The following is a 22,624-nucleotide window of genomic DNA, read 5'->3' on the forward strand; positions in this document are numbered from 1 at the left end:
CTCTCGACAAAAAAAACGAACATCCTTTATTTTAGGACCCAGCGCCACACAAGCACCAGCTCATGTCCGATGTCCAGGGGGGCTCAACCATGACTGTGTCAGCTGATCACTCCGTCTCGTCCGTCACCGCACTCAGCAGCGCCTTACCGCGGGAGTACGTACACAAGAGCGCACACTCCGAAGTCCTGCTCACCGGGTGGCGCACCGTCGCACCCGACGAGTACGTCGTCACCGCCCAGTGGCCCCGCACCCACAGCTTCTACACGCCGGACGGCGGCCACCACGACCCGCTCCTCCTCGCGGAGACGGTCCGTCAGGCCATCCCGCTCCTGAGCCACGTCGCCTACGACGTCCCCTTCGGTCACCGTCAGATCTGGGACACGTTCAGCTACTCGGCGAACCCGCAGGCCCTCGTCGTCGGCCCCGTACCGGCCGACATCGTGCTCCGCATCAGCTGCTCCGGCATCACGCGCCGGGGCCGAAGACTGGCGGGCCTCACCATGCACGTCACCGCGACCCGCGACGGGGAGTTCCTCGGCACCGCCCAAGCCGGCTTCACCAACCAGCCGCAGGCCGTCTACCAGCGCCTTCGCGGTACGAACGCGGACCTCGACCAGGTGGCCGCCCGCATCATCCCGCTGCCGCCGCCGCTGACGCCCCGCCGCGTCGGCCGCGACCGCTTCCACGACGTGGTCCTCTCCCCGACCAGCTCCGCCCTCCGCACCCAGCTCCGGGCCGACATCAACCACCCGATCCTCTTCGACCACCCCGTCGACCACGCCCCGGGCATGCTGCTCCTGGAAGCCGTGCGCCAGGCCGCGTACGCCTCCGCCTTCCCCCTGCGGGGAGTCCTGACCGACCTCGAGATGCGGTTCTTCCGCTACGCGGAACTGAACTCGCCCTGCTGGATCGAGACGGCCCAGGCCGCCGGGGAGACGACCGCGGGGGGCCGCCATCCCGTACGCGTCCTGGCCCGCCAGAACGGCGAGGACGTCTTCACGGCCACCGCGACGATCACCACCACGGCGCACGCCCCCCTCCGCGCCTACGCCACTCCCTGACCCGCCCGCCCGGGGAGCAACCCGCCGGGAGAACCACGAAGGCGCCTGACCGGGTCCCCGCCCGGCAGGCGCCTTTCCCTTCCCGCGGAGCGCGGGTCGCCGCGGTCAGACCTTCCTGACCACGCTGGACTTGAGCTGCATGGACCCGAAGCCCTCGATCTTGCAGTCGATGTCGTGGCCGTCCACGCCGTCGACGAGACGGATGTTACGCACCTTGGTGCCGGCCTTGATGCCGGTCGGGCTGCCCTTGACCTTCAGGCCCTTGACGACCGTCACGGTGTCGCCGTCGGCCAGCACGTTGCCGACCGCGTCCTTGATCACCCGCTCCCCGGCGGCCTCACCGGGCTCGGCGGACGCGAGCGGCCACTCGTGCCCGCACTCGGGGCAGACGAGGAGCGCGCCCATCTCGTACGCGAACGTGCCGGCGCATTCGGGGCAGGGAGGCAGGGGGGTCTCAGTCACCCCGACAGTATATTTCAGGCCGTTCTCGCAGGTCGGCGCATACGTCCCTGCTCCGGCGTGTGCGAGAGTCCGGTCGGCGCGGTTCACGAGGGGACGCCGGACCCGCCGGGCCCCGCTCTCGCCACCCAGTCCAGGAGGTCCATGTGTCTGCCGCATCGAGCTACGCGTCCGGGGTCTGCGAAGTGCCGCTGCTGGGCGACACGATCGGCGAGAACCTGGACCGCACCGTGCGGAGGTTCCCCGGCCGCGACGCCCTCGTCGACGTGGCCGCCGGGCGCAGGTGGACGTACGCGGAGCTGGCCGCCGACGTCGACGCCCTCGCGCTCGGACTGCTGGACCTGGGCATCGTCAAGGGCGACCACGTCGGCATCTGGGCCCCCAACCGGGCGGAGTGGACGCTGGTGCAGTACGCCACCGCCAAGATCGGGGCGGTCCTCGTCACCGTGAACCCTGCCTACCGCTCCCACGAACTGGAGTACGTGCTCCGGCAGTCCGGGATCCGGCTGCTGGCCGCGGCGGACCGGTTCAAGACCTCCGACTACGCGGCGATGATCGAGGACGTACGGCCGCGCTGCCCGGCGCTGGAGTTCGTGGCCCTGCTCGGCGGGCCCCTGTGGACCTCCCTGCTGGAGCAGGGCCGGCAGGGCGACCCGGCGCGGCTGGCCCGGGCGCAGGCCGCGCTGAGCCCGGACGACGCGGTCAACATCCAGTACACCTCGGGGACCACCGGCTTCCCCAAGGGCGCGACCCTCTCGCACCACAACATCCTCAACAACGGGTTCTTCGTGGGCGAGCTGTGCCACTACACCGAAGAGGACCGGGTCTGCATCCCGGTGCCCTTTTACCACTGCTTCGGCATGGTGATGGGCAACCTCGCGTGCACCAGCCACGGCGCGGCCATGGTGATCCCGGCGCCGTCCTTCGATCCGGCGGCCACCCTCGCCGCGGTGGAAGCGGAGTCGTGCACCTCGCTCTACGGCGTCCCTACCATGTTCATCGCCGAGCTGGCGGATCCCGGCTTCGACGCCTGCGACCTGTCCAGCCTGCGCACGGGGATCATGGCGGGATCGCCGTGTCCGGTCGAGGTGATGAAGGAGGTCATCGACCGGATGGGCATGACCGAGGTGTCCATCTGCTACGGCATGACGGAGACCTCGCCCGTGTCCACGCAGACCCGCGCCGACGACTCGGTCGAACGCCGGGTGTCCACCGTCGGCCGCGTCGGGCCGCACCTCGAAGTGAAGGTGGTCGATCCGCGCTCCGGGCTGACGGTGCCCCGCGGGGAACCGGGCGAACTGTGCACCCGCGGCTACTCGGTCATGCTCGGCTACTGGGAGGAGCCGGAGCGGACCGCCGAGGCCGTGGACGCGGCCCGCTGGATGCACACCGGCGACCTGGCCGTCATGGACGACGAAGGTTATGTGAGCATCACAGGCCGGATCAAGGACATGGTCATCCGCGGCGGCGAGAACCTCTACCCGCGCGAGATCGAGGAGTTCCTCCACACCCACCCGGACGTACTGGACGTCCAGGTCATCGGCGTGCCCGACGCGAAGTACGGGGAGGAGCTGATGGCGTGGGTGCGGATGCGCGAGGGCGCCGAGCCGCTGACCGCGGCCGCCGTGCGGGCGTACTGCGACGGCAGGCTGGCCCACTTCAAGATCCCGCGCTACGTGCACGTCGTGGAGGAGTTCCCCATGACCGTCACCGGGAAGATCCGCAAGGTGGAGATGCGCGAGGCTGCGGTACGGCTGCTGGAACTGCCCTCGTAGGACGGCGCGTTGTCGTTCGCACCTCTGCCGATCCTGTCAGATGATCTTCCGTGGGCCCGTGGACCGGTCGGCCGACCGGTCCACGGCGCCCCGATTCAGCCCTACCGACGACCAGAGGAACACCGTGCCCCTGCCCATGAACCGACGTCTGGCCCTCAGCGCAGCCCTGCTGGCGGTGACGGCCGCGGTGGCTCCGGCGACCAGCGCCCATGCCGCCCCCTCCCTCTCCCCCGATCTCGAGGGGGTGAGCCAGGCGCTGCGCAACACGACCGCCGCCGGAGCGCCGGGCGCCATGGCCCGCTTCAGCGGACCCCTCGGCGTCCGGACCAGGACCGAGGGCGTACGCGACAAGACCACGGGATCGGCCATGGACACCCAGGCCCGCTTCCGGATCGGCAGCGTCAGCAAGACGTTCTCCGCCGTCGTGCTGCTGCAGCTGGTGGCCGAGGGGCGGATCGAGCTGGACGCCTCCGTCAACCGCTATCTGCCCGGTCTGCTGCCCGACGACCGGATCACCGTGCGTCATCTGCTCAGCCACCGCAGCGGCCTGGCGGACTACACCGATGCGATGTTCGACAAGACCGTGCCCGGCTTCGAGTCCGTGCGCAACAAGGTGTTCAGCTACCAGGAACTGGTCGACCTCTCCCTGCGCGAACCGCGGACGACCGTGCCCGGTGCGGCGTACAAGTACTCGAACACCAACTTCGTGGTCGTCGGCATGCTCATCGAGAAGGCCACCGGCAACCAGGTGGCCGCGGAGTACGAGCGGCGCATCTTCAAGCCGCTGGGGCTGCGCAACACCTCCTACGTGCACCCCACCACGCAGATCAAGGGACTGCACGCGCGCGGCTACCTCCACCCGGACGAGGACGGCGCGCCCCTGGTCGACTCCACCGAGCAGACGGTGTCGTGGGCTCAGTCCGCCGGGGCGGTGATCTCCAACCCGGCCGATCTGAACACCTTCACGTCCGCGCTGCTCGGCGGCAGGCTGCTGTCCGCTCCCATGCTGGACGCCATGATCACCATGACCCCGACCGACGCCACGAACACCCGCTTCTACGGGCTCGGTCTGCGTCGCTACGACCTCTCCTGCGGCACGTCGGTCTACGGGCACACGGGTACCGTGCAGGGCTTCTACACGTACGCCTTCTCCACGCGCGACGGCCGGCGCAGCCTCGCCGCCATGGCGAACACCTCGAACAGGGGCTCGGCGAACACCGCCCTCGGCGGAACCCTCGAAGCCGCGTTCTGCGGCAAGCAGCCCGCGAAGCCCACCAAGCGCGGCTTCGGCTTCGCCCCGGCCGAGATGGACCTGCCCGAGCACAACGCGGCGCGCTGACGCTCCCCGGCGCGTCCTGACCCCTCAGCCGTCGCCCGCCGCGTCGTCGCAGGCGGGGCAGACCCGGCTCGCGTACTGCGGGTCGCACCACGCGGAGCCGGGCTGCCCCGGCGGCTGCCACGAGGCCCTCTGCATCGCGAACGTGTCCCGGCCGCAGAACGTCCGCGGGCCGGGCACGGCCGTCATGCCGGGGGCGGCGGGCGCCGCGTGCACGCGGCGCACGGACAGCTCGCCGGCCGCCGCCGGTTCACCGGAGTCGTGCGCCGTCACCGGTTCGCCGAGCTCGTACACGACGACGAATTCGCTCATACCCCGACGGTAGGCCGCCCGCGGGCGTCCCGCAGGACCGACACCGGGAAACCCGCGGCGCGAGCCGGGTACACCTCGGTTCACCCGCCGGGGCCGAGCAGCGTGTCGGGCCGCCGGCGACGGCCGGGTTCGCCATCCTGGGCCGGGGCGCGGAACCGCAGTGGCCGCCGCCCCTCCCCCACGGCGAGAAGGAGCACGGCATGCCGGCGGACGCCATCGGACGTTTCCTCGCGGCTTTGGACCCCGAGCACCGGGAGGCCGTCAGCGGCCGGCCGCGCGAGGAGCAGGAGCGGCTCACGGCCGCCTGGGAGCGGGAGCTGGCGTCGGACGACGAGCTCGACACCCTCGACGAACTGTCTCCTCCCGCTGCCGAGGCCGAGGCGGCCCGCCGCGTCATGGACCGCGAGCCCTGACCCCTTCTAGGCCGTCTCCCCTGGCCCGCCCGCCAGCCGCTCCCAGGCCTGCGCGAACATCTCGTGGAGGGGCGCCGTCGGCAGGACCCGGCCGAACGGGGCACGGATCTCGCTCCGCCACAGCGGGCGCACCAGGTGGCTCTCCAGTTTCGCGGTCTCCAGCGGCAGGTGCGGGGCCTTCAGTTCGCTCCACTCGCCGGGCAGGAACAGGGTCCGGCCGGCCCGCGCCCGCTTGGCCTCCACCACCTTGCCGGTGGCGAGGAGTTCGTCCCGGGCCTGCGTGTGCTGTCGGGCCGACCAGCGGTTCCACCGCCGCACGTTCCGGTCTGTGGGGGTGGCCAGGGCCGCCAGCTGGAGGTACAGGGCGGCGGCGTCCGCGCCCGCGCCGAGCTCCTGCCCCACCCGCGCGACCAGTTCCGGGCAGGACTGCCGCGGGTCCGCCTCGTACGTCCCGGCCGGCAGCGCTCCCGAGCGGGCCCGGAGCATCATCCGCTCCAGCCCGCCTCCGGGCAGCAGCGGCGCCACCCGGTCCAGTGCCTCGGCGAGGCCGGTGATCCCGCGCAGCCGCTGCCACACCTCGGGGCCGGCGACCGCGGCGGGCCGCAGGAAGGCGGCGCCGCCGGGCGTGCACACCACCAGCGGCCCGGAGTCGTACGCGGTCACCGTCACCGGGCCCTCCTCCGCGTATCGGCCCCTCACCACCGGCAGCCGCCCCGGCCCGAACTGCTCGGCGATCGGTATCGAGCTGTCCTGGACCAGCCCGCCGGGCAGCTCCAGCAGCAGCTCCGGGCGGGCCAGTTCGGCCCGCAGCCGCTCGTACAGGGCCATCGCCCCGGCCACTGCCGGATCGCCGACGGGCCGGTCCGTCCATGCCCACACGAGCGCGCTCGCGATCCGCCCGAGGGAGAGGCCCACCGGGGTGCCGTAGGGCAGCTCGCGTCCGGCCGGCGGCACGGCCCTGACCTCCACCTTGTTTCCGTAGCGGGTCGCCGCCAGCTCCCAGCCTGCCGCCTCCGCCGTCGTGTCCTCGGCGGCCTCGTAGCCGCCCGCCAGCCGCCGGGCCCACACCTCGCAGAGGCCGAGCTCGGCCTCCAGGGCGTCGGCCGCCTCGTCGTGCACCGCGGGCTGCGCCCCGATCAGCTCGCGCCACACCCCGGCCATCCGTTCCACGGCCGCCAGGACCCCGCCCGGCCGCCACAGCTCGGCCGGGTCCTCGGGCAGGGCCGCCGCCAGGACGGCCCGCCGGCCCGCGCCCCCGAGCCGCGCGCGCAGCCGCTCGTACGCCTCGGCGGTCGTCGGGGTCGCCTTGTACGGGGCCTTGCGCGCGAGGGCGCGGTCCTCGTCCCGGCCGGGCCGGCCGACCAGACCGGCCACCACGAGCCGGGCCACGGCCCGTCGTACGCCCGTCAGTTCGGCGAAGCGCGCGGCCGCCGGCTCCGGCAGCGGAACCGGGCCGTGTGCGTCGACCGCCTCGACCAGGGCACGGAGCCGGACGGCGTCGTCCCGCTCCACCCGGACGAGCCGTGCCTGCGCGAGCGCGGCCGGTACCGGATCGCCGTCGGCGTCCGCGGTGGCGCCCTCCGTGGTGTCCCCGGTGGTGTGCTCCGCTGCGGGTGCGACGAACCAGCACTGCGAACCGCCGGGCCGTACCGCGGCGGACGCCACGGCCGTACCGCCCGCACGCAGTCCGTCCAGGGTCCCGGCGTCGGCGCGGCCCACCCACCAGCGGCTGCCCGCGCGGGCGAACGGCTGGTCGGCCCAGGTGTCCAGGAGCGCCAGCAGCGCGGCCCGGTCGGCGTCCGGGGTCGGCGCCACCGCCGCCCGCCACGCCGCGGCGTCGACCGTGCCCAGCAGCTGCGACCAGTCGTGCGGCGGCGCCGGCGGGGAGAGCCGCCGGACCTCCTCCACGATCGTCCCGGCCAGCAGGGCGCCGTCGGCGGCCAGCGCGCCCAGCGTCGCCGGCAGGGCCACGTCCCGGGCCGGCCGCTCCCCCTTGGAGACCAGCCCGAACAGCGCGGGCAGCAGCTCGGTGTCCGGCGCGGACCGGCGCGGCCGGGCCGGCGCGGCCTCGGCGAGCAGGGTGACCCGCCGGTGCAGTGCGCGCCGCCGCTCCTCCACCCGGGCGGCCCGCCCGGCCACCGCCGCGACGGCCTCGGCCAGCACCGGGTCGGTGACCTCCGGCAATTCCCGGGCCACTGCCGCGCGCAGCGCCGCCGGGCCGTCGAGGGCGGCCGTCAGCAGGGTGTCCGCCGTCTGCCGTCCCACGGTCCGCAGCGCCCGGGATCCGGCCGCGTCCCGGGTCCGCAGGAGGTACCAGAAGGCCGGCGGCAGGGCCACTCCGCCCGACACGGTGACCTGCCGGGCCGGCCTCACCCGCGGGTTGCGGGGCGAGTGGTGTCCGTCCAGTTCCCACAGCAGGACGCCGTCGGCGGCGTAGGCGCGCACGCCCGTCCGGGTCTGTGCCTCGGCGAGGACCACGTCCTCCACCGCGCCCTCCGGCGCGGCCCACAGGGCCCACGGCTCCTGCCCGGGCCGGTCGATGTCGAAGCGGGCCGTCCGCCCGTCCACGCTCTCCACCAGGTAGTGGTCGGGTGCGTGGTCGCGGTGCCGGGTGCGGAACAGCACCCGGGTCCCGACCAGCCCGTCCCGGCTGCCCAGCGGGGAGCCGTCCAGACCTGCGGGCAGCGGCGCCAGCTGCAGCGCCTCCACGGCCAGGCTCATACCGGTCTCGGACGGTTCCGCGGCCGGATCGGCACTCGCGGGCCGGCCCGGGAAGTCCGGCAGCGGGCTCGCCCCCCGCCGCTCCCCGGTGACCGGGTCCACCACCTCCCACGGCCGCCGCCCGAAGACGGCGTTGGTCCAGATCTGGGAGCCGTCGCCGAGCAGCAGCTCGTCCCCGTCGATGCCCTCGGTGCCGCCGGGTCGCAGCACGCGCGTCCCACCGTGCCGCCCGCCCCCGTCGGCGGTCTCGAACTGGAAGCCGTAGGCCCCGTCCAGGCTGCCGGCGAACGCCACCAGGCCGCTCATCTGGTCGGGGGTGAACGGCTCCGCCGGACGGTCGGCCCAGACGGCGGTGTCGCAGTAGTAGGGGCTCTTCTTGAGGGTCCAGCTCACCAGGAAGGAGCCGCCCACGTAGTGGACGGCGTACATGGTCGCCCCGTCCGGGACGGTGAACCGGCAGGAGCCCCGCACCCCGTCCGGGGCGACGGCGACCGCCCGGTCGCGCCCGAACACCGTCAGCACCGGCCAGGTGGAGGTCACCCCGGCCACCCCGGCCACGCCCGTCACCTCCGGCAGCGCCCCGTCCGTTCCCCCGGACCCGGCGTCCGCGGCATCCGGCCCGGCGTCCGCCGTCCCGGTCCCGGCCTCCGCCGCGAACTGCGCGTACACCGACTCCAGGGCCGGCCAGGCCAGTTCCTCGGGCAGGCCGGCCGCCAGCGAGCGCCGCAGCGCGCCCGCGGCGCCCGCACCGGCGAGGGCGTCGGCGATCCCGCCGAGCGCCGTCACCGTCGGCCGGTCCAGCAGGGTCTCCAGCTCGGCCACGGCCTCCTCGGCCCCCGCCATGCCGCCGCCCGCGACCGTGTCGACGAGCTTGCCGACCCTCTCGGCCACCTCGTGGGCGATGCCCTCGTTGCCCGGCAGCAGCGTCACCGCGGACCCGGGCCGGCGGCCGTGCGCCGCCGACCAGCGGGGCGTCAGACCCGCGTGCACGGTCCCCTCCAGGCGGGGGCCGAACACCGGGTCGGCGGCCAGTGCCGCGAGGTCCCGCCGGGACCGCTCGCCCCAGAAGCGCATCCGCGTCTCCGGACCCGGGTCGACGACCGCGACCCCGGCCGCCAGGCAGGCGTCGAGCACGTCCGCGTCGAAGCCCTGGTAGTGGTGCCGGGTGGTGTGCACCGTCACCGGGTCGCCCGCAGCGCGCAGCCGCGGTCCCAGCCGGCCCACGAGGTCGAGGAATTCCGCCGGGAGCGGCTGGCGCGCGACGCCGCCGCCGGACTGCGCCGCGTACTGGTACATGCGGACGAAGTTCCCGACCCAGTGGTGCAGTCCGCCCTCCGGCACCACCCGTCCGCTCTCCATCGCCTCCGCCGCGCCGCAGCCGATCAGCATCCGCAGCCACGCCCCGCCGTCGGTGGCCCCGTCCGGGAAGACCTCGACCAGCCCGGCCGCGACCGTGTCCGCCGGCCGATGGGCCGTCAGGACCTGCTCCGCGGCGGTCAGCAGCGCGTCCGGCACCGATTTCCTGCGGGTGGCCGACAGGATCGCGCCCACCAGCCGCGCAACCTCGTCGTCCCCGTGCCCGGCCGCCTTCGCGGACGCCCGTACGCGGCGCACCAGGTCCGCCGGCAGGTCCGCGGGCGAGCCCGCCCACGCCGCCAGGAACGCGTCCAGGGCCGCGTGCGCCGCATCCGGCTCCAACGTCTCGGCGAGGAACCGCTGGTGGGCCCCGAACTCCTTGGCGGGCATGGCCCCGCCCTTGGCGAACAGCAAGGCGTTGGCCCGGCGGTAGCCCGGGTCCACCGGCAGCCCGTGCCGGGCCTCGGCCTCCCGCGCCGCTGCGTAGGCCCGCCCGCCGGGCCGGCTCCCGTATCCGATCAGCCGGTGGCCCACCGTGTCCCAGAACCACGGCAGGTGCGCCGGCGGCAGCCGTCGCGCCCGCGCCGCCATCGTGTCGACGAACCGGCCGGGCTTGGTCCGGGAGCGCCCCAGTTCGGAGCGCATGTCCTCGATCAGGGTGCGCGCGGCCCCGGCCGCGTCCGGGTCGTGGGCGGCGGCCCAGTCGGCGTAGGTGGTCGAGACGTGGGTACCCGCGGTGGGCAGCAGGGCAGCGAACGAGGCGATCATGCCTGGGATCGTCGCACGCCCCGCCGACACCGCCGGCACCACGGCCCGGGGGTCCGATCCAGCCGGACTGACGAGTCATCAGGTCATCTGTCCCGGACTCTTGACTCTGCTGCTGCCAGTGGCGATTCTCGTCCCACCGCTTGTGCGGGCCATGACAAACGAGCCACAGCCGTGCCATGCGGCCGTGGCCGTCATGCCCCCGGACGGATCCGGCTCCTCGACCGCGCCATCCACTGACCGAAGACGTGAGTGATGACCATTTCCCGACACACGCACCACAGGCGTAGGCCCCTGGCGGTCCTGTCATTGCTCCTCGCCGTGGTGGCCATGGTTCTCGGCCCCGTGCCCAGTTCCTCCGCCGCCGACCCCGGCTGGTGGAACCCGGTCGCCCGGCCCGCACCCGACTCCGAGATCAACGTCACCGGCGAACCCTTCAAGGGGACCGACTCCCAGGGCCGCGTCCGGGGCTTCGTCGACGCGCACGACCACCTGATGTCCAACGAGGGCTTCGGCGGCCGCCTCATCTGCGGCAAGCCGTTCTCCGAGCAGGGGGTCGCCGACGCGCTCAAGGACTGCCCCGAGCACTATCCCGACGGCACGCTCGCCATCTTCGACTTCATCACCAAGGGCGGCGACGGCAAGCACGACCCGAACGGCTGGCCGACCTTCAAGGACTGGCCCGCCCACGACTCGCTGACCCACCAGCAGAACTACTACGCCTGGGTCGAACGCGCCTGGCGCGGCGGCCAGCGGGTGCTCGTCAACGACCTCGTCACCAACGGCGTCATCTGCTCGGTCTACTTCTTCAAGGACCGCGGCTGCGACGAGATGACCGCCATCCGCCTGGAGGCGCAGAAGACGTACGAGATGCAGGCGTACATCGACAAGATGTACGGCGGTCCGGGCAAGGGCTGGTTCCGGATCGTCACCGACTCCGCGCAGGCCCGCGACGTCGTCAAGCAGGGCAAGCTGGCCGTCGTCCTCGGCGTCGAGACCTCCGAGCCGTTCGGCTGCAAGCAGATCCTGGACATCGCGCAGTGCAGCAAGGAGGACATCGACCGCGGCCTGGACGAGCTGCACAAGCTGGGCGTGCGCAGCATGTTCCTGTGCCACAAGTTCGACAACGCCCTGTGCGGGGTCCGCTTCGACCAGGGCGCTCTCGGCACGGCGATCAACGTGGGCCAGTTCCTGTCCACCGGCACCTTCTGGCAGACGGAGAAGTGCAAGGGCCCGCAGCACGACAACCCCATCGGACTCGCGGCGGCGCCCGAGGCGCAGAAGCAGCTCCCGGCGGGCGTGGCGGTCCCCTCGTACGCGGCGGACGCGCAGTGCAACACGCGCGGTCTCACCGATCTCGGCGAGTACGCGGTGCGCGGCATGATGAAACGCAAGATGATGCTGGAGATCGACCACATGGGGGTCAAGGCCGCGGGCCGGGCCTTCGACATCCTCGAGTCCGAGTCGTACCCCGGCGTGATCTCCTCGCACAGCTGGATGGACCTGGACTGGACGGAGCGGGTGTACCGGCTCGGCGGCTTCGTCGCCCAGTACATGAGCGGCTCCGAGGCCTTCAGCGCGGAGGCCAAGCGCACGGACGCGCTGCGCGAGAAGTACAAGGTCGGCTACGGCTACGGCACCGACATGAACGGCGTCGGCGGCTGGCCCGGCCCCCGCGGCGCGGACACCCCGAACCCGGTGCGCTACCCGTTCCGCAGCACCGACGGCGGCTCCGTGATCGACAAGCAGACCACCGGCGTGCGCACCTGGGACCTCAACACCGACGGCGCCTCGCACTACGGCCTGGTCCCGGACTGGATCGAGGACATCCGGATCACCGGCGGCCAGGACGTGGTGGACGACCTGTTCCGGGGCGCCGAGTCCTACCTCACCACCTGGGGTTCGTCCGAGAAGCACAAGGCCGGGGTGAACCTGGCCGCGGGCGCCGCGGCTTCGGCCAGCTCGTCCGAGTGGAACCCGTTCATCAGCTACGCGCCCTCGCGGGCCGTGGACGGGAACACGAGCACCCGCTGGGCCAGCGACTGGAGCGACGACCAGTGGCTCCAGATCGACCTCGGGACACCGGGCCTGGTCAAGCGCGTCACCCTCGAGTGGGAACGCGCCCACGGGAAGTCGTACCGGATCGAGCTCTCGGGCGACGGCACGAACTGGCAGTCCGTATGGTCCACGACCACCGGTGACGGCGGGCTGGACACGGCGCAGTTCGCCGGCACCCCGGCCCGGTACGTACGCGTCCACGGACTGCAGCGCGGCACCCAGTGGGGGTACTCGCTCCACGAGGTCGGCGTCTACAGCAGCTGACGCCGCCCAGGCGGTGTCCGGGGCCGGGGCCGGCCGGATCCTCACCGATCCGGCCGGCCCCGGCGGCCTTCCCGCCTGCCGCCTGCCCGCCGCCGCACCGCAGCGCCCGTATCCCACCGCACGGCACAGCAGCACGAACCGAAGGGAGCGCCCATGGCACGGATGCCGTCGGCCGACCGGCGCCGGCAGCTGACCGAGGCCGCCATCCGCGCGATGACCCGCGACGGGGTCGCCCGCACGACGACCCGGTCGATATCCGCCGAGGCGGGCGTGTCACTGAGCGTCTTCCACTACTGCTTCGACTCCAAGCAGGCCCTGCTCGAATCCGTCATGGCGGTGATCACCGAGCACAGCATCACCGTGGTCAAGGAGGCGATCCAGCCGAAGGCCACCCTCCGCGAGACCGTCCGGGCCGGCTTCCAGGCGTACTGGGACCACGTGTCCGCCCACCCGGGCGAGCACATGCTCACGTACGAACTCACGCAGTACGCCCTGCGCCGGCCCGGGTTCGAGCACCTGGCGCGCCGTCAGTACCAGCTGTACGCCGACACCTACACCGAACTCATCGAGCAGCTCCGCCACCACATGGGTTTCGAACTCCGCGTCCCCGTGACCGTACTGGCGCGCTATCTGGCCGCCATGACGGACGGGCTGACGCTCAACCACCTCGTGCTCGGCGACGAAACGATCTCCACGGACATCCTCGACACGATCACCGACCACGTGGCGGGCCTCGTCGGAGACGACTGCGCCGACGGCTTCGGCGAACGCGGCGACGGGGCCCGGCCGCCCGTCCGGGAGCGCGTCGCACCACCGCGCTCCGCCTGAGGCGGCCGGGTCCCGGATCAGGCGCCGTCGGCGGTGACCTCGGCGCGGACCTGGCGGGCGGCCTCGACCAGGTTCTCCAGGGAGGCCCTGGTCTCCGGCCAGGCCCGCGTCTTCAGGCCGCAGTCGGGATTGACCCACAGCCGTTCGGCCGGGATGGCCGCGAGGCCCTTGCGGAGCAGCGCCGACGCCTCGGCCACCGACGGGATCCGCGGCGAGTGGATGTCCCAGACGCCGGGGCCGACCTCGCGCGGGTAGTCGGCGCCCGCGAGCTCGTCGGCGACCTGCATGTGCGAGCGGGCCGCTTCCAGGCTGATGACGTCGGCGTCGAGGGCCTCGATGGCGTCGACGATGTCGCCGAACTCGGCGTAGCACATGTGCGTGTGGATCTGGGTGTCCGGACGGACGCCGGCGGTGGTGAGCCGGAAGGACTCGGTGGCCCACGCCAGGTAGGCGGCGTGGTCGGCGGCGCGCAGCGGGAGGGTTTCCCGCAGGGCCGGTTCGTCCACCTGGATGACGGAGGTGCCCGCCGCCTCCAGGTCGTTCACCTCGTCGCGCAGGGCCAGCGCCACCTGGCGGGCGGTGTCGCCGATCGGCTGGTCGTCGCGGACGAAGGACCAGGCGAGCATGGTGACGGGGCCGGTGAGCATGCCCTTGACGGGGCGTCCGGTCTGCGCCTGTGCGTACGTGGTCCAGCGCACGGTCATCGGGTCGGGGCGGGAGATGTCGCCGGCCAGGACGGGCGGGCGGACGTAGCGGGTTCCGTAGGACTGGACCCAGCCGTGCTGGGTGGCGAGGTACCCGGTGAGCTGCTCGGCGAAGTACTGGACCATGTCGTTGCGCTCGGGCTCGCCGTGCACGAGGACGTCGATGCCGGTCTTCTCCTGGAAGGCGAGGACCTCCCGGATCTCGGCCTCGATGCGGTCCTCGTAGCCGGCCGTGTCGATGCGGCCGGCGCGCAGGTCGGCGCGGGCCACGCGCAGTTCGTCGGTCTGCGGGAACGATCCGATGGTCGTGGTGGGCAGCAGCGGCAGGCTCAGGCGCGCGTGCTGGGCGGTCGCGCGCTCCTCGTACGGCTGGGAGCGGCGGCCGTCCGCGTCCGTGATCGCCGCGGTCCGGGCGCGCACGGCGGGGTCGCGGGTGACGGCGGAGTTGGCACGGGAGGCCAGGTCGGCCCGGTTGGCGGCGAGTTCGGCCGCGATCGCGTCGGTGCCGCCGGCGAGGCCGCGGGCGAGCGCGGCGATCTCCGCGGTCTTCTGCCGGGCGAAGGCGAGCCAGCGCCGGATCTGCGGGTCGATGTCCCGCTCGGCGGCGGCGTCCAGCGGGACATGGAGCAGGGAGCAGGAGGCGGCCACGTCCACCCGGTCGGCGAGGCCGAGGAGGGTGCCGAGGGTGGACAGGGACTTCTCGAAGTCGTTGATCCAGATGTTGCGGCCGTTGACGACGCCCGCGACGAGGCGCTTGCCGGGCAGCCCGCCGACGGCGGCGAGGTCGGCGAGGTTCGCGGCGGCGGCATCGGTGAAGTCCAGGGCGAGCCCGTCGACGGGGGCCTTGGCCAGCACCGGCAGGGCCTCGCCGAGCCGGCCGAAGTAGGAGGCCACGAGCAGCTTCGGCCGGTCGCCCGGGGCGCCGAGCTCGCGGTACGCGCGGGCGGCGGCGTTCAGTTCGGCGGGGGTGCGGTCCTGTACGAGGGCGGGCTCGTCCAGCTGCACCCATGCGGCTCCGGCCGCGCGCAGGTCGGCCAGGACCCGGGCGTACACGGGCAGCAGGCGGTCGAGCAGGGTCAGGGGCTCGAAGTCGGCGGCGACACCGGGGGCGGGCTTGGCCAGCAGGAGGTACGTCACCGGCCCGACCAGGACCGGGCGGGCGGTGTGGCCGAGCCCCAGTGCCTCTTCGAGCTGGGCGACCTGCCTGGAGGAGTCCGCCGTGAACACGGTGTCCGGGCCGAGTTCGGGCACCAGGTAGTGGTAGTTGGTGTCGAACCACTTGGTCATCTCCAGCGGCGCCACGTCCTGGGTACCGCGCGCCATGGCGAAGTAGCCGTCGAGGGCGTCGGTCCGCACGGCGGCCCGGTGGCGTTCGGGGACCGCGCCGACCATCACGCTGGTGTCGAGCACGTGGTCGTAGTACGAGAAGTCGCCGGTCGGCACTTCGGTGATGCCGGCGTCGGCCAGCTGCTGCCAGTTGGTCCGGCGCAGGTCACGGGCGGTCTCCCGGAGGGCGTCGGCGGTGAAGCGGCCCTTCCAGTAGCCCTCGACGGCCTTCTTCAGTTCGCGGCTGCCGCCCTGGCGGGGGTAGCCGTACACGGTGGCCTGTACTGCCGCGGCTGCGGACTCGGTGGTCACGGAACTCTCCTTCGCGAGCGTGTCTCCATGGACCCGGTGACGGGCCTGGGCTGCGAAGGGGTGCCGGAACGGGCGGACCGCCGGCCGCGCGTACGCCTGAGCTACGCGCCGGAACGATCCGCCTGAAGCACGCCGACCCGCCCACGAGGTCACCGGGAAACCGGGCGCGGTCGTTCGCGCTCGGGCAACGGGCAGGTCTTCGGACTCGCGGGCGCGCCTGCCGGTCTCCCGGCGGGCTCCTACTGGCCGTCGCTTCCCAGGACCGGTTCCGGTCCCAGTGCGTATGACGGCGGTCGTTCCCGCTCACCGCTGCGGGGCAGTCCCGGATTCCCACCGGGTTCCCTCTTACGACGCACCCCGCCCGGCTGACGGGGGCGAACCAGCTGCCCGGCCAGAGTAGATGGCCTTCGCCGTCAACGGACAGGGTTGTCCAATATCCGGATGGCGCGGCGAGACCGGGACACGGAGGATCCCCGCGCCGCCGGGGCGGCGCGGGGATCCGGGGCGGGGAAGGTCAGTACCGGTCCAGCAGGGTGGTCAGGACCTTGTAGAGGACCGATTCCTCATCCGCCACGGCTTCCTCCGAGCGCCAGGCCACGAAGCCGTCGGGGCGGACGAGGACCGCTCCGGCCGCGGTCGTGCCGTGCGCCTCGGCCCAGTCGCCGCCGCTCGACGGGATCAGGTCGGCCTCCGGTCCGGTGCCGATCGCGTAGGCGTCCAGGCGTACGTTCATCCGCTTGGCGACGGATCCCGCCGCGCTGCTCCACGGCGTGCCCTCGGAGCTGAGCAGGACGAAGGAGCGCTCGTAGAGGTCCAGGGTGGACTTCGGCTGCTCCTCCCCCGGGGCGCGGAGCCACATGTGCGGCGCGCGCGTGCCCGGTTCGCCGCGCAGGCGCATCCGTTCGGGAACGACCGGCTGGTCGGGGTCGGTGCCCAGGACGGCGCCCTCGTTGTACCGGTAGCCCATGGCCACGGTCAGGACACCGCCCTGCCGTCCGCCCCCGCCCGGGGCGGGCTCGGGCTGGGCCTCGGGGACCGTCTCGGGGTCGGGCTCGTACCCCGGGTGGCTGTGCTCGGCGGACCGGGCCGAGGCGCGCTCGCTCGTGGCCCGCGCCACCGGAAGCCGCTCGGTCTCGTACGTCTCCAGCAGCCCGGGGCCGGCTGCGCCGTCCAGTACGGCTGCGAGCTTCCAGGCCAGGTTGTGCGCGTCCTGGATACCGGTGTTGGAGCCGAACGCCCCGGTGGGGGACATCTCGTGGGCGGAGTCACCGGCCAGGAAGACCCGGCCGGCCACGTACCGCTGCGCGACCCGCTCGGCCGCGTGCCACGGGGCCTTCCCGGTGATCTCGACGTCCAGGTCGGGTGCGCCGACGGCCCGGCGGATGTGTTCGACGCAGCGCTCGTCGGTGAAGTCCTCCAGGGTCTCGCCGCGGTCGGGGTGCCACGGCGCGTGGAAGACCCACCGCTCGGTGTTGTCCACCGGCAGCAGGGCCCCGTCGGCGTCGGGTTTGGTCAGGTAGCACACGATGAAGCGCCGATCGCCGACCACGTCCGCGAGCATGCGGGACCGGAAGGTGATGCTCACATTGTGGAAGAGGTCGCCGGGACCGGTCTGGCCGATCCGGAGCGCTTCCCGCACCGGGCTGCGCGGCCCGTCGGCGGCGACGAGGTAGTCCGCGCGCACCGTGCTGTGCTCCCCGGTGTCACGGTTCTTCACGAGGGCGGTCACACCGCCCGGGTCCTGTTCGAAGGAGAGGAGTTCGGTCGAGAACCGCAGGTCGGCCCCCAGCCCGGGGGTCACGGACATCAGCACCGGCTCGATGTCGTTCTGGCTGCACAGGCACCATGCCGCCGGGCTGAAGCGGGCGAGTGCGCCCCCCGGGTCGATCTGTTCGAACAGCCACTCCTGGTCTTCACCGGTCAGGGAGCCGCCCTGCAGGATGCCGTGGTTGTCCGCCAGGACCGAGGCCGCCTCGCGGATCCGGTCCTCGACACGGGCGACGCGGAACAGCTCCATGGTCCGTACGTTGATACCGCGTCCTCGCGGGTGCATCGAGGTACCCGCGTGCTTCTCGACCAGCATGTGGCTGATGCCGTGCCGGCCGAGGAACAGCGAGGTGCACAGGCCCACCAGCGAGCCGCCCACGATGAGGACAGGGACGCGGTGGTCGACGTTTTCCTTCATGGCTCTTCCATGCCCTGTACGAGGGCGCTTCCCTCGCCCGTTCACCCGCTTGGTTCTCTCCTCTCGCGCCGAGGGGATTACGGGACAACGATCGGTTCGGGTGGCGCCGCCCCGTGGCGACCGTGTGGTCTCGAAGGAGTGTGAACGATGACAACCTTGTCGGAACGGATATCCCAGTCCGCCTTCGACGGCTCGAGGCTTCGGGTCGTGCTGCTGCTGGATCTGTACGACGGAGCGCAGAACCAGTTCCTGGAGGTCTACGAGCATCTCCGCAAGCAGGTGTCCTCCGTCCCCGGTCACATCCGCGACGAGTTGTGCCAGTCGATCGAGAATCCCTCGCAGTGGCTCATCACCAGTGAATGGGAGAGCGCGCCGCGGTTCTTGGCCTGGGTCAACAGCGAGGAGCACGTCGCGTCGGTGCAGCCGCTCCACGGCTGCGTACGGGACACCCGCTCACTGCGTTTCAGCGTGCTGCGGGTGACCGGCGAGGACTCCGTCCCCGTCGGCTCCCTCTCGCACCTGTCCCCCGATTCCGACTTCGGTCCCGACGCCGCTTCCGCGCACTTCCCGGACCGGTCCGGGGACAGGTCCGGGGACCGGCTGCAGGTCGCGCCGCGGCACGGGGACGGCGTGGTCCGCCACGCCCTCACCTTCACCGTGAAGCCGGGCAGCGAAGACGTCGTGGCGGAGCTCCTCGCCGGGTACACCTCCCCGCAGGCGCAGGTCGACGCGAACACCCGGCTGCGCCGCACCTCGCTCTTCATGCACGGCAACCGGGTCGTACGGGCGGTCGAGGTGGAGGGCGACCTCCTCGCGGCGTTGCGCCACGTGGCCCTGCAGCCCGAGGTGCAGGCCCTGGAGGAGGCCATCAACCCGTATCTGGAACAGGACCGGGACCTCAGCGACCCCGGATCCGCCCGGATCTTCTTCACCCGTGCGGCGCTCCCCGCGGTGCACCACGTGGCGGGCGGCGGCCGCGAGCACGCGGACGTCAGGCGGCACGCGCTCTTCTACCCCGCCAAGAACGGGTGCGGCATGGCACTCGCCCGGCTGCTCGCCGGCCAGGACGAGGCGGCCGTGGACGACCCGACCAGCCCCATCGAGGCCAGCACCCTGTTCCAGCGCGACGACATCGTCGTCCGGCTCCTCGACATGCGCGGCCCGCTCGACGCCCGGCCCGCCCTGACGCTCGGCGTCGAGGGCGGCCACAAGGCGGCCGTGCTGGCCCGGCTGCTCGACAGCGCCAAGGACGGCGTCCCCACCACCGAACAGGAGATCTCACGCTTCCTCGCGCGCTCTGAAATGCGCCTGATCACCGACCGGCGCACGCCGGACCAAGCCTGAGGAGATGGCCGTCATGACCCCTCGACTGACCATGGAAGAACTGGCCGCCCTGATGAAGAAGGGGGCCGGCGTGAACGTCGACCCCGCGGCCATGGCGAGCCGCCCCGACTCGGGCTTCGACGAGTGGGGACTGGACTCCCTCGGGCTCCTCGGCATCGTCGGCGAGCTGGAGAACCGGCACAGCCTGCCCCTGCCCGCCGACGCGGACCGGTGCAAGTCGCCGCGCGAGTTCCTGGACCTCGTCAACAACGCCCTGGCGGCCAAGGCCTGACGCGTTCGGACGGACGGGCACCGCCCGTCCGCCGTGCCGACGCCCCCGAGACCGGCTCGTCCCGCCGGTCTCGAGGCGTTGTGGCGCGCAGGGGGCCCGGAATCACTCCGGCACGGTGCACTCGAAGGCGTGCAGGTACGGGTTGACCGGACGGATCTCGCCGATGACCAGCCCCGCGTCCCGCATCCGGGTGCAGAGGCTGTCCTTGGTGTGCTTCGCGCCGCCCACGTTGAGGAGCAGCAGCAGGTCCATGGCCGTGGTGAACTTCATCGACGGGGTGTCGTCGACCAGGTTCTCGATGATGACGACCCTGGCTCCGGGGCGGGCCACGGAGACGACGTTGTGCAGGGTCCTGCGGGTGCTCTCGTCGTCCCATTCCAGGATGTTCTTGATGATGTACATGTCGGCCTCGACCGGGATGGCCTCGCGGCAGTCCCCGGGAACGATGCCGGCCCGCTCGGCGAGCGGACCGCCGTCCCGCAGCCGGGGATCCGCCTTCGCGACCACACCCGGCAGGTCGAGCAGGACGCCGCGCACCGTCGGGTGCTTCTCCAGCAGGCTCGCCAGTACGTGTCCCTGACCACCGCCGATGTCCGCGACCACGGAGACCCCGGTGAGGTCGAGGAGCTCCGCGACGTCCAGCGCCGACTGCATGCTGGAGGTGGTCATGGCCCGGTTGAACACGTGGGCCGACTCGTGCGCGTCCTCGTGCAGGTACTGGAAGAACCCCTTGCCGAAGAGGTCCTGGAACACGCTCCCGCCGGAGCGCACGGCGTCGTCGAGGCGCGGCCAGGCCTGCCAGGTCCAGGGCTCCGTGCACCACAGGGAGATGTAGCGCAGGCTCTGCGGATCGTCCTCGCGCAGCAGCCGCGACATCTCCGTGTGGACGAACTTCCCGTCCTCGGTCTCCTCGAAGATCCCGTAGCAGGCCAGGGCGCGGAGCAGCCGTTCCAGGGGCCGGGGCTCGGAGTTCACCGCCGCCGCGAGCTCGGCCGCGGTCGCGGGCTCGGACCCGAGGGCGTCGGCCACGCCGAGGCGGGCGGCGGCCCGTACGGCCGCGGCGCAGGCCGCCCCGAAGACGAGCTCCCGCAGGCGCATGCCCGGCTGGGGGGTGTGCGGGGGTACGGGGACGGTGGCGGGGGTGGGAGTGGGGGTGGAACTCACCGTGGTCATACGGCCTCGATTCTTCTGATGAGGTGGAGCACGGTCAGCACATTCCGGCCGGTACGGAGGTCCCGCACCGGTTGCCCACGAACCGGTTGCCCGTTCCGGTCCCCTGGTTGGCCAGGTCGGCCGGCTGGTTGTCCCGCACCACGTTGTCCTGGATGACGTTGTCGGTGTTCGTCGCGCCCACGAAGCTCTTGAACAGCAGGATTCCGCCGGACAGGGGGGAGGCGCCGACGTTGCCGCGGATGGAGTTCCCCCGGACGACCGTCTCCTCGGCCCCGGTGAGGACGATGCCGACGCCCTGGATGTCGGGGAGGCGGCTGTTGCCCTTGCAGAACTTGTTGTTCTCGTGGATCCGGTTGTTGCGGATGGTCATGGCGCCGGCCCCCGGCTCGCCCTCGTCGCCGACGACGAACACGCCGCCGCAGTTGCCGGTGAGCAGGTTGCCGGTGACGGAGAGGTTCCGGACGCGCCTGACCGTGACTCCGATCCGGTTCCCGGTCAGCACGTTGCGCCGGATGACCGCGCCCAGGGTGTCGGTGGCGCCGCCCTCCCGTGCGACGGTGTTGGCGATGAAGATTCCCGACTCGGTGTTGTCGCGGGCGATGTTGCCGCGGAACACCCCGCGGGTGGACCGCTCCTGGGCGATGCCCCAGGTGCCGTTCTTCTCGGAGATCACGCGCTCGACGCTCAGCCGGTCGGTGTAGGAGGCCCAGATGCCGTTCCGTTTGAAGCCCGAGACGGCCAGCGAGCGGATCTTCACCTCGTCCACGCTCTGCTCCGGCGTCCCCATCACGCAGATCCCGGTGTCGGCCTGCGAGCAGGCGGTGGCCGCGCGCGCGGGAGCCGCCGGTGCGCCCGGCGCGGCCGCTCCAGCCCCGGCCTGCGCGTCGGGTGCCGCGGGTGCCGCGGGTGCTGCCGGCGCGGCCTGGGTGACCGGCGGCCTGATCACCGTGCTGGCGCCGAATCCGCGCAGGGTCAGCCGCTTCGTGATCAGCACGTTCTCGTAGTAGGTGCCGGGCATCACGGTGATGATGTCGCCCGGTCGTGCGGCGTTCACCGCGTCCTGGATCGAGTCGCCCGGGTGCACTCGCCGTCCGGCCGCGGCAGCGGGTGGCGCGGCCACGCCGAGGCCTGCGGCCATGACGACTGCGATGCACATGAGGGACTTGATTTGTCGGTTCGTCACGATGCAGAAGTTATGGGCGATGAGGGCGATTCGCCACATTGGGTATGCGTATGGACACATGCCGTGGGCAAACGGCGCAATTTGACGTCCGGAGGAGTGGATCGCGGGACGTGCCGCGGCGGACTTCCGCCGTCGCTCCGTGACGCCTCGTCACCCGGAGCCGGAGACGCGCCCCGAGCCGTTGCCCTCCGCTCCGGGACCGCGCTGGTCGCAGGGGGTTTCCCGGGGGCCCGGCCAAGGGGCAACGGGCAACCCGTCGACCGCCGCACCCGGCGGGGGCAGGCTGAAGTCGTCCGCAGGAGACAAGAGCCACCAGGGGAAATCATGCACAAGATGTTCCGCGGCGCCGCCGCCCTCGCGACCGCCGCCACCGCCGTCCTCGCGCTCAGCGGTTCGGTCGAGGCCAAGCCGGTCGACGCGTGGGCCGGATGCCCGGAGGGGGCGGTCTGCATCTACCCTCAGAACCAGAACCCGGCCGTCAAGCCGACCCACGTCTTCTACTCGTACGGGGCCCACAACCTGAACAACCAGTTCGGGAACCACTGGGTGCTCAACAATCAGTACGGCGGTGCGACCGCAAACCTGTGTACCGGCTCCAACGGCGCGGGCTGCGGCAGCCCCATCGCGGCCAAGACCGGTGTCTACGCCGACCTCACGCCGGTCAACTCGATCCGCCTCAACCGGTAGCACCCCCACGGCAGGGGCCTCCGGAGCCGCCGCGCGGGCGGCAACGGAGGCTCCTGTTCCCGCCATACCGGCAGGAAGATCCAGTCTTCCG

Annotated in this window: 16 protein-coding genes and 1 riboswitch; of the genes, 9 read left to right on the top strand and 7 right to left on the bottom strand. The window is 72.5% G+C overall.

Going from position 1 to position 22,624, the window contains the following annotated elements:
• Window positions 1-89 precede the first annotated feature (89 nt).
• On the top strand, window positions 90-1,061 hold the full coding sequence (locus tag OG472_RS09600) for a ScbA/BarX family gamma-butyrolactone biosynthesis protein (RefSeq protein WP_401613089.1): 972 nt from the start codon (window positions 90-92) through the stop codon (window positions 1,059-1,061).
• A gap of 105 nt (window positions 1,062-1,166) precedes the next feature.
• Here the strand turns inward: OG472_RS09600 and OG472_RS09605 are convergent, their stop codons facing one another.
• Entirely contained in the window at window positions 1,167-1,523 is a 357-nt protein-coding gene (locus tag OG472_RS09605) for a zinc ribbon domain-containing protein YjdM (RefSeq protein ID WP_383574225.1), read from the bottom strand.
• 143 nt (window positions 1,524-1,666) lie between these two features.
• Here OG472_RS09605 and OG472_RS09610 point away from each other — a divergent pair, with 143 nt between their 5' ends.
• Both OG472_RS09610 and OG472_RS09615 read left to right on the top strand, forming a co-directional pair.
• Complete coding sequence (locus OG472_RS09610) at window positions 1,667-3,295, top strand: AMP-binding protein (protein ID WP_405941321.1); 1,629 nt, start codon at window positions 1,667-1,669, stop codon at window positions 3,293-3,295.
• A 136-nt stretch (window positions 3,296-3,431) separates the two neighbouring features.
• Window positions 3,432-4,634 (top strand): serine hydrolase domain-containing protein, encoded by a 1,203-nt coding sequence (locus OG472_RS09615; protein WP_405941322.1) that lies wholly within the window; start codon window positions 3,432-3,434, stop codon window positions 4,632-4,634.
• Between the two features lie 24 nt (window positions 4,635-4,658).
• Here OG472_RS09615 and OG472_RS09620 read toward each other — a convergent pair whose 3' ends face one another.
• Window positions 4,659-4,943: a hypothetical protein gene (locus tag OG472_RS09620; RefSeq protein ID WP_405941323.1), complete on the bottom strand. Its 285-nt coding sequence runs from the start codon at window positions 4,941-4,943 to the stop codon at window positions 4,659-4,661.
• A gap of 200 nt (window positions 4,944-5,143) precedes the next feature.
• Between OG472_RS09620 and OG472_RS09625 the strand changes: the two genes are divergently transcribed.
• Window positions 5,144-5,356 (top strand): hypothetical protein, encoded by a 213-nt coding sequence (locus tag OG472_RS09625; RefSeq protein ID WP_401613080.1) that lies wholly within the window; start codon window positions 5,144-5,146, stop codon window positions 5,354-5,356.
• A gap of 6 nt (window positions 5,357-5,362) precedes the next feature.
• Here OG472_RS09625 and OG472_RS09630 read toward each other — a convergent pair whose 3' ends face one another.
• Entirely contained in the window at window positions 5,363-10,201 is a 4,839-nt protein-coding gene (locus tag OG472_RS09630; RefSeq protein ID WP_405941324.1) for a hypothetical protein, read from the bottom strand.
• A gap of 327 nt (window positions 10,202-10,528) precedes the next feature.
• On the opposite strand from OG472_RS09630, the gene OG472_RS09635 reads away from it, so the two are divergent.
• Window positions 10,529-12,520, top strand: coding sequence for a discoidin domain-containing protein (locus tag OG472_RS09635; RefSeq protein ID WP_401613112.1), 1,992 nt, complete (start codon window positions 10,529-10,531; stop codon window positions 12,518-12,520).
• Window positions 12,521-12,673: 153 nt separating this feature from the next.
• Window positions 12,674-13,348, top strand: coding sequence for a TetR/AcrR family transcriptional regulator (locus OG472_RS09640; RefSeq protein WP_405941325.1), 675 nt, complete (start codon window positions 12,674-12,676; stop codon window positions 13,346-13,348).
• A gap of 17 nt (window positions 13,349-13,365) precedes the next feature.
• Here OG472_RS09640 and metE read toward each other — a convergent pair whose 3' ends face one another.
• Window positions 13,366-15,690 carry a 5-methyltetrahydropteroyltriglutamate--homocysteine S-methyltransferase gene (metE, locus tag OG472_RS09645; protein WP_405941326.1) on the bottom strand — a complete coding sequence of 775 codons (2,325 nt, stop codon included), beginning with the start codon at window positions 15,688-15,690 and terminating at the stop codon, window positions 13,366-13,368.
• A gap of 172 nt (window positions 15,691-15,862) precedes the next feature.
• Window positions 15,863-16,089: riboswitch (cobalamin riboswitch) on the bottom strand.
• 115 nt (window positions 16,090-16,204) lie between these two features.
• On the bottom strand, window positions 16,205-17,875 hold the full coding sequence (locus OG472_RS09650) for an FAD-dependent oxidoreductase (RefSeq protein WP_401613072.1): 1,671 nt from the start codon (window positions 17,873-17,875) through the stop codon (window positions 16,205-16,207).
• Between the two features lie 147 nt (window positions 17,876-18,022).
• On the opposite strand from OG472_RS09650, the gene OG472_RS09655 reads away from it, so the two are divergent.
• Window positions 18,023-19,219, top strand: a complete 1,197-nt coding sequence (locus tag OG472_RS09655; protein WP_405829014.1) for a SchA/CurD-like domain-containing protein — start codon at window positions 18,023-18,025, stop codon at window positions 19,217-19,219.
• Between the two features lie 13 nt (window positions 19,220-19,232).
• On the top strand, window positions 19,233-19,490 hold the full coding sequence (locus tag OG472_RS09660; protein ID WP_401613068.1) for an acyl carrier protein: 258 nt from the start codon (window positions 19,233-19,235) through the stop codon (window positions 19,488-19,490).
• 102 nt (window positions 19,491-19,592) lie between these two features.
• Here the strand turns inward: OG472_RS09660 and OG472_RS09665 are convergent, their stop codons facing one another.
• Both OG472_RS09665 and OG472_RS09670 read right to left on the bottom strand, forming a co-directional pair.
• Window positions 19,593-20,663, bottom strand: a complete 1,071-nt coding sequence (locus tag OG472_RS09665; RefSeq protein ID WP_401613066.1) for a methyltransferase — start codon at window positions 20,661-20,663, stop codon at window positions 19,593-19,595.
• 34 nt (window positions 20,664-20,697) lie between these two features.
• Complete coding sequence (locus OG472_RS09670) at window positions 20,698-21,846, bottom strand: nitrous oxide reductase family maturation protein NosD (RefSeq protein WP_405941327.1); 1,149 nt, start codon at window positions 21,844-21,846, stop codon at window positions 20,698-20,700.
• 324 nt (window positions 21,847-22,170) lie between these two features.
• On the opposite strand from OG472_RS09670, the gene OG472_RS09675 reads away from it, so the two are divergent.
• A complete protein-coding gene (locus OG472_RS09675; protein WP_405829018.1) occupies window positions 22,171-22,533 on the top strand; it encodes a hypothetical protein in 363 nt (120 codons plus the stop codon).
• Window positions 22,534-22,624 lie beyond the last annotated feature (91 nt).

The organism is Streptomyces sp. NBC_00207 (assembly GCF_045160965.1).
Lineage (GTDB): Bacteria > Actinomycetota > Actinomycetes > Streptomycetales > Streptomycetaceae > Streptomyces.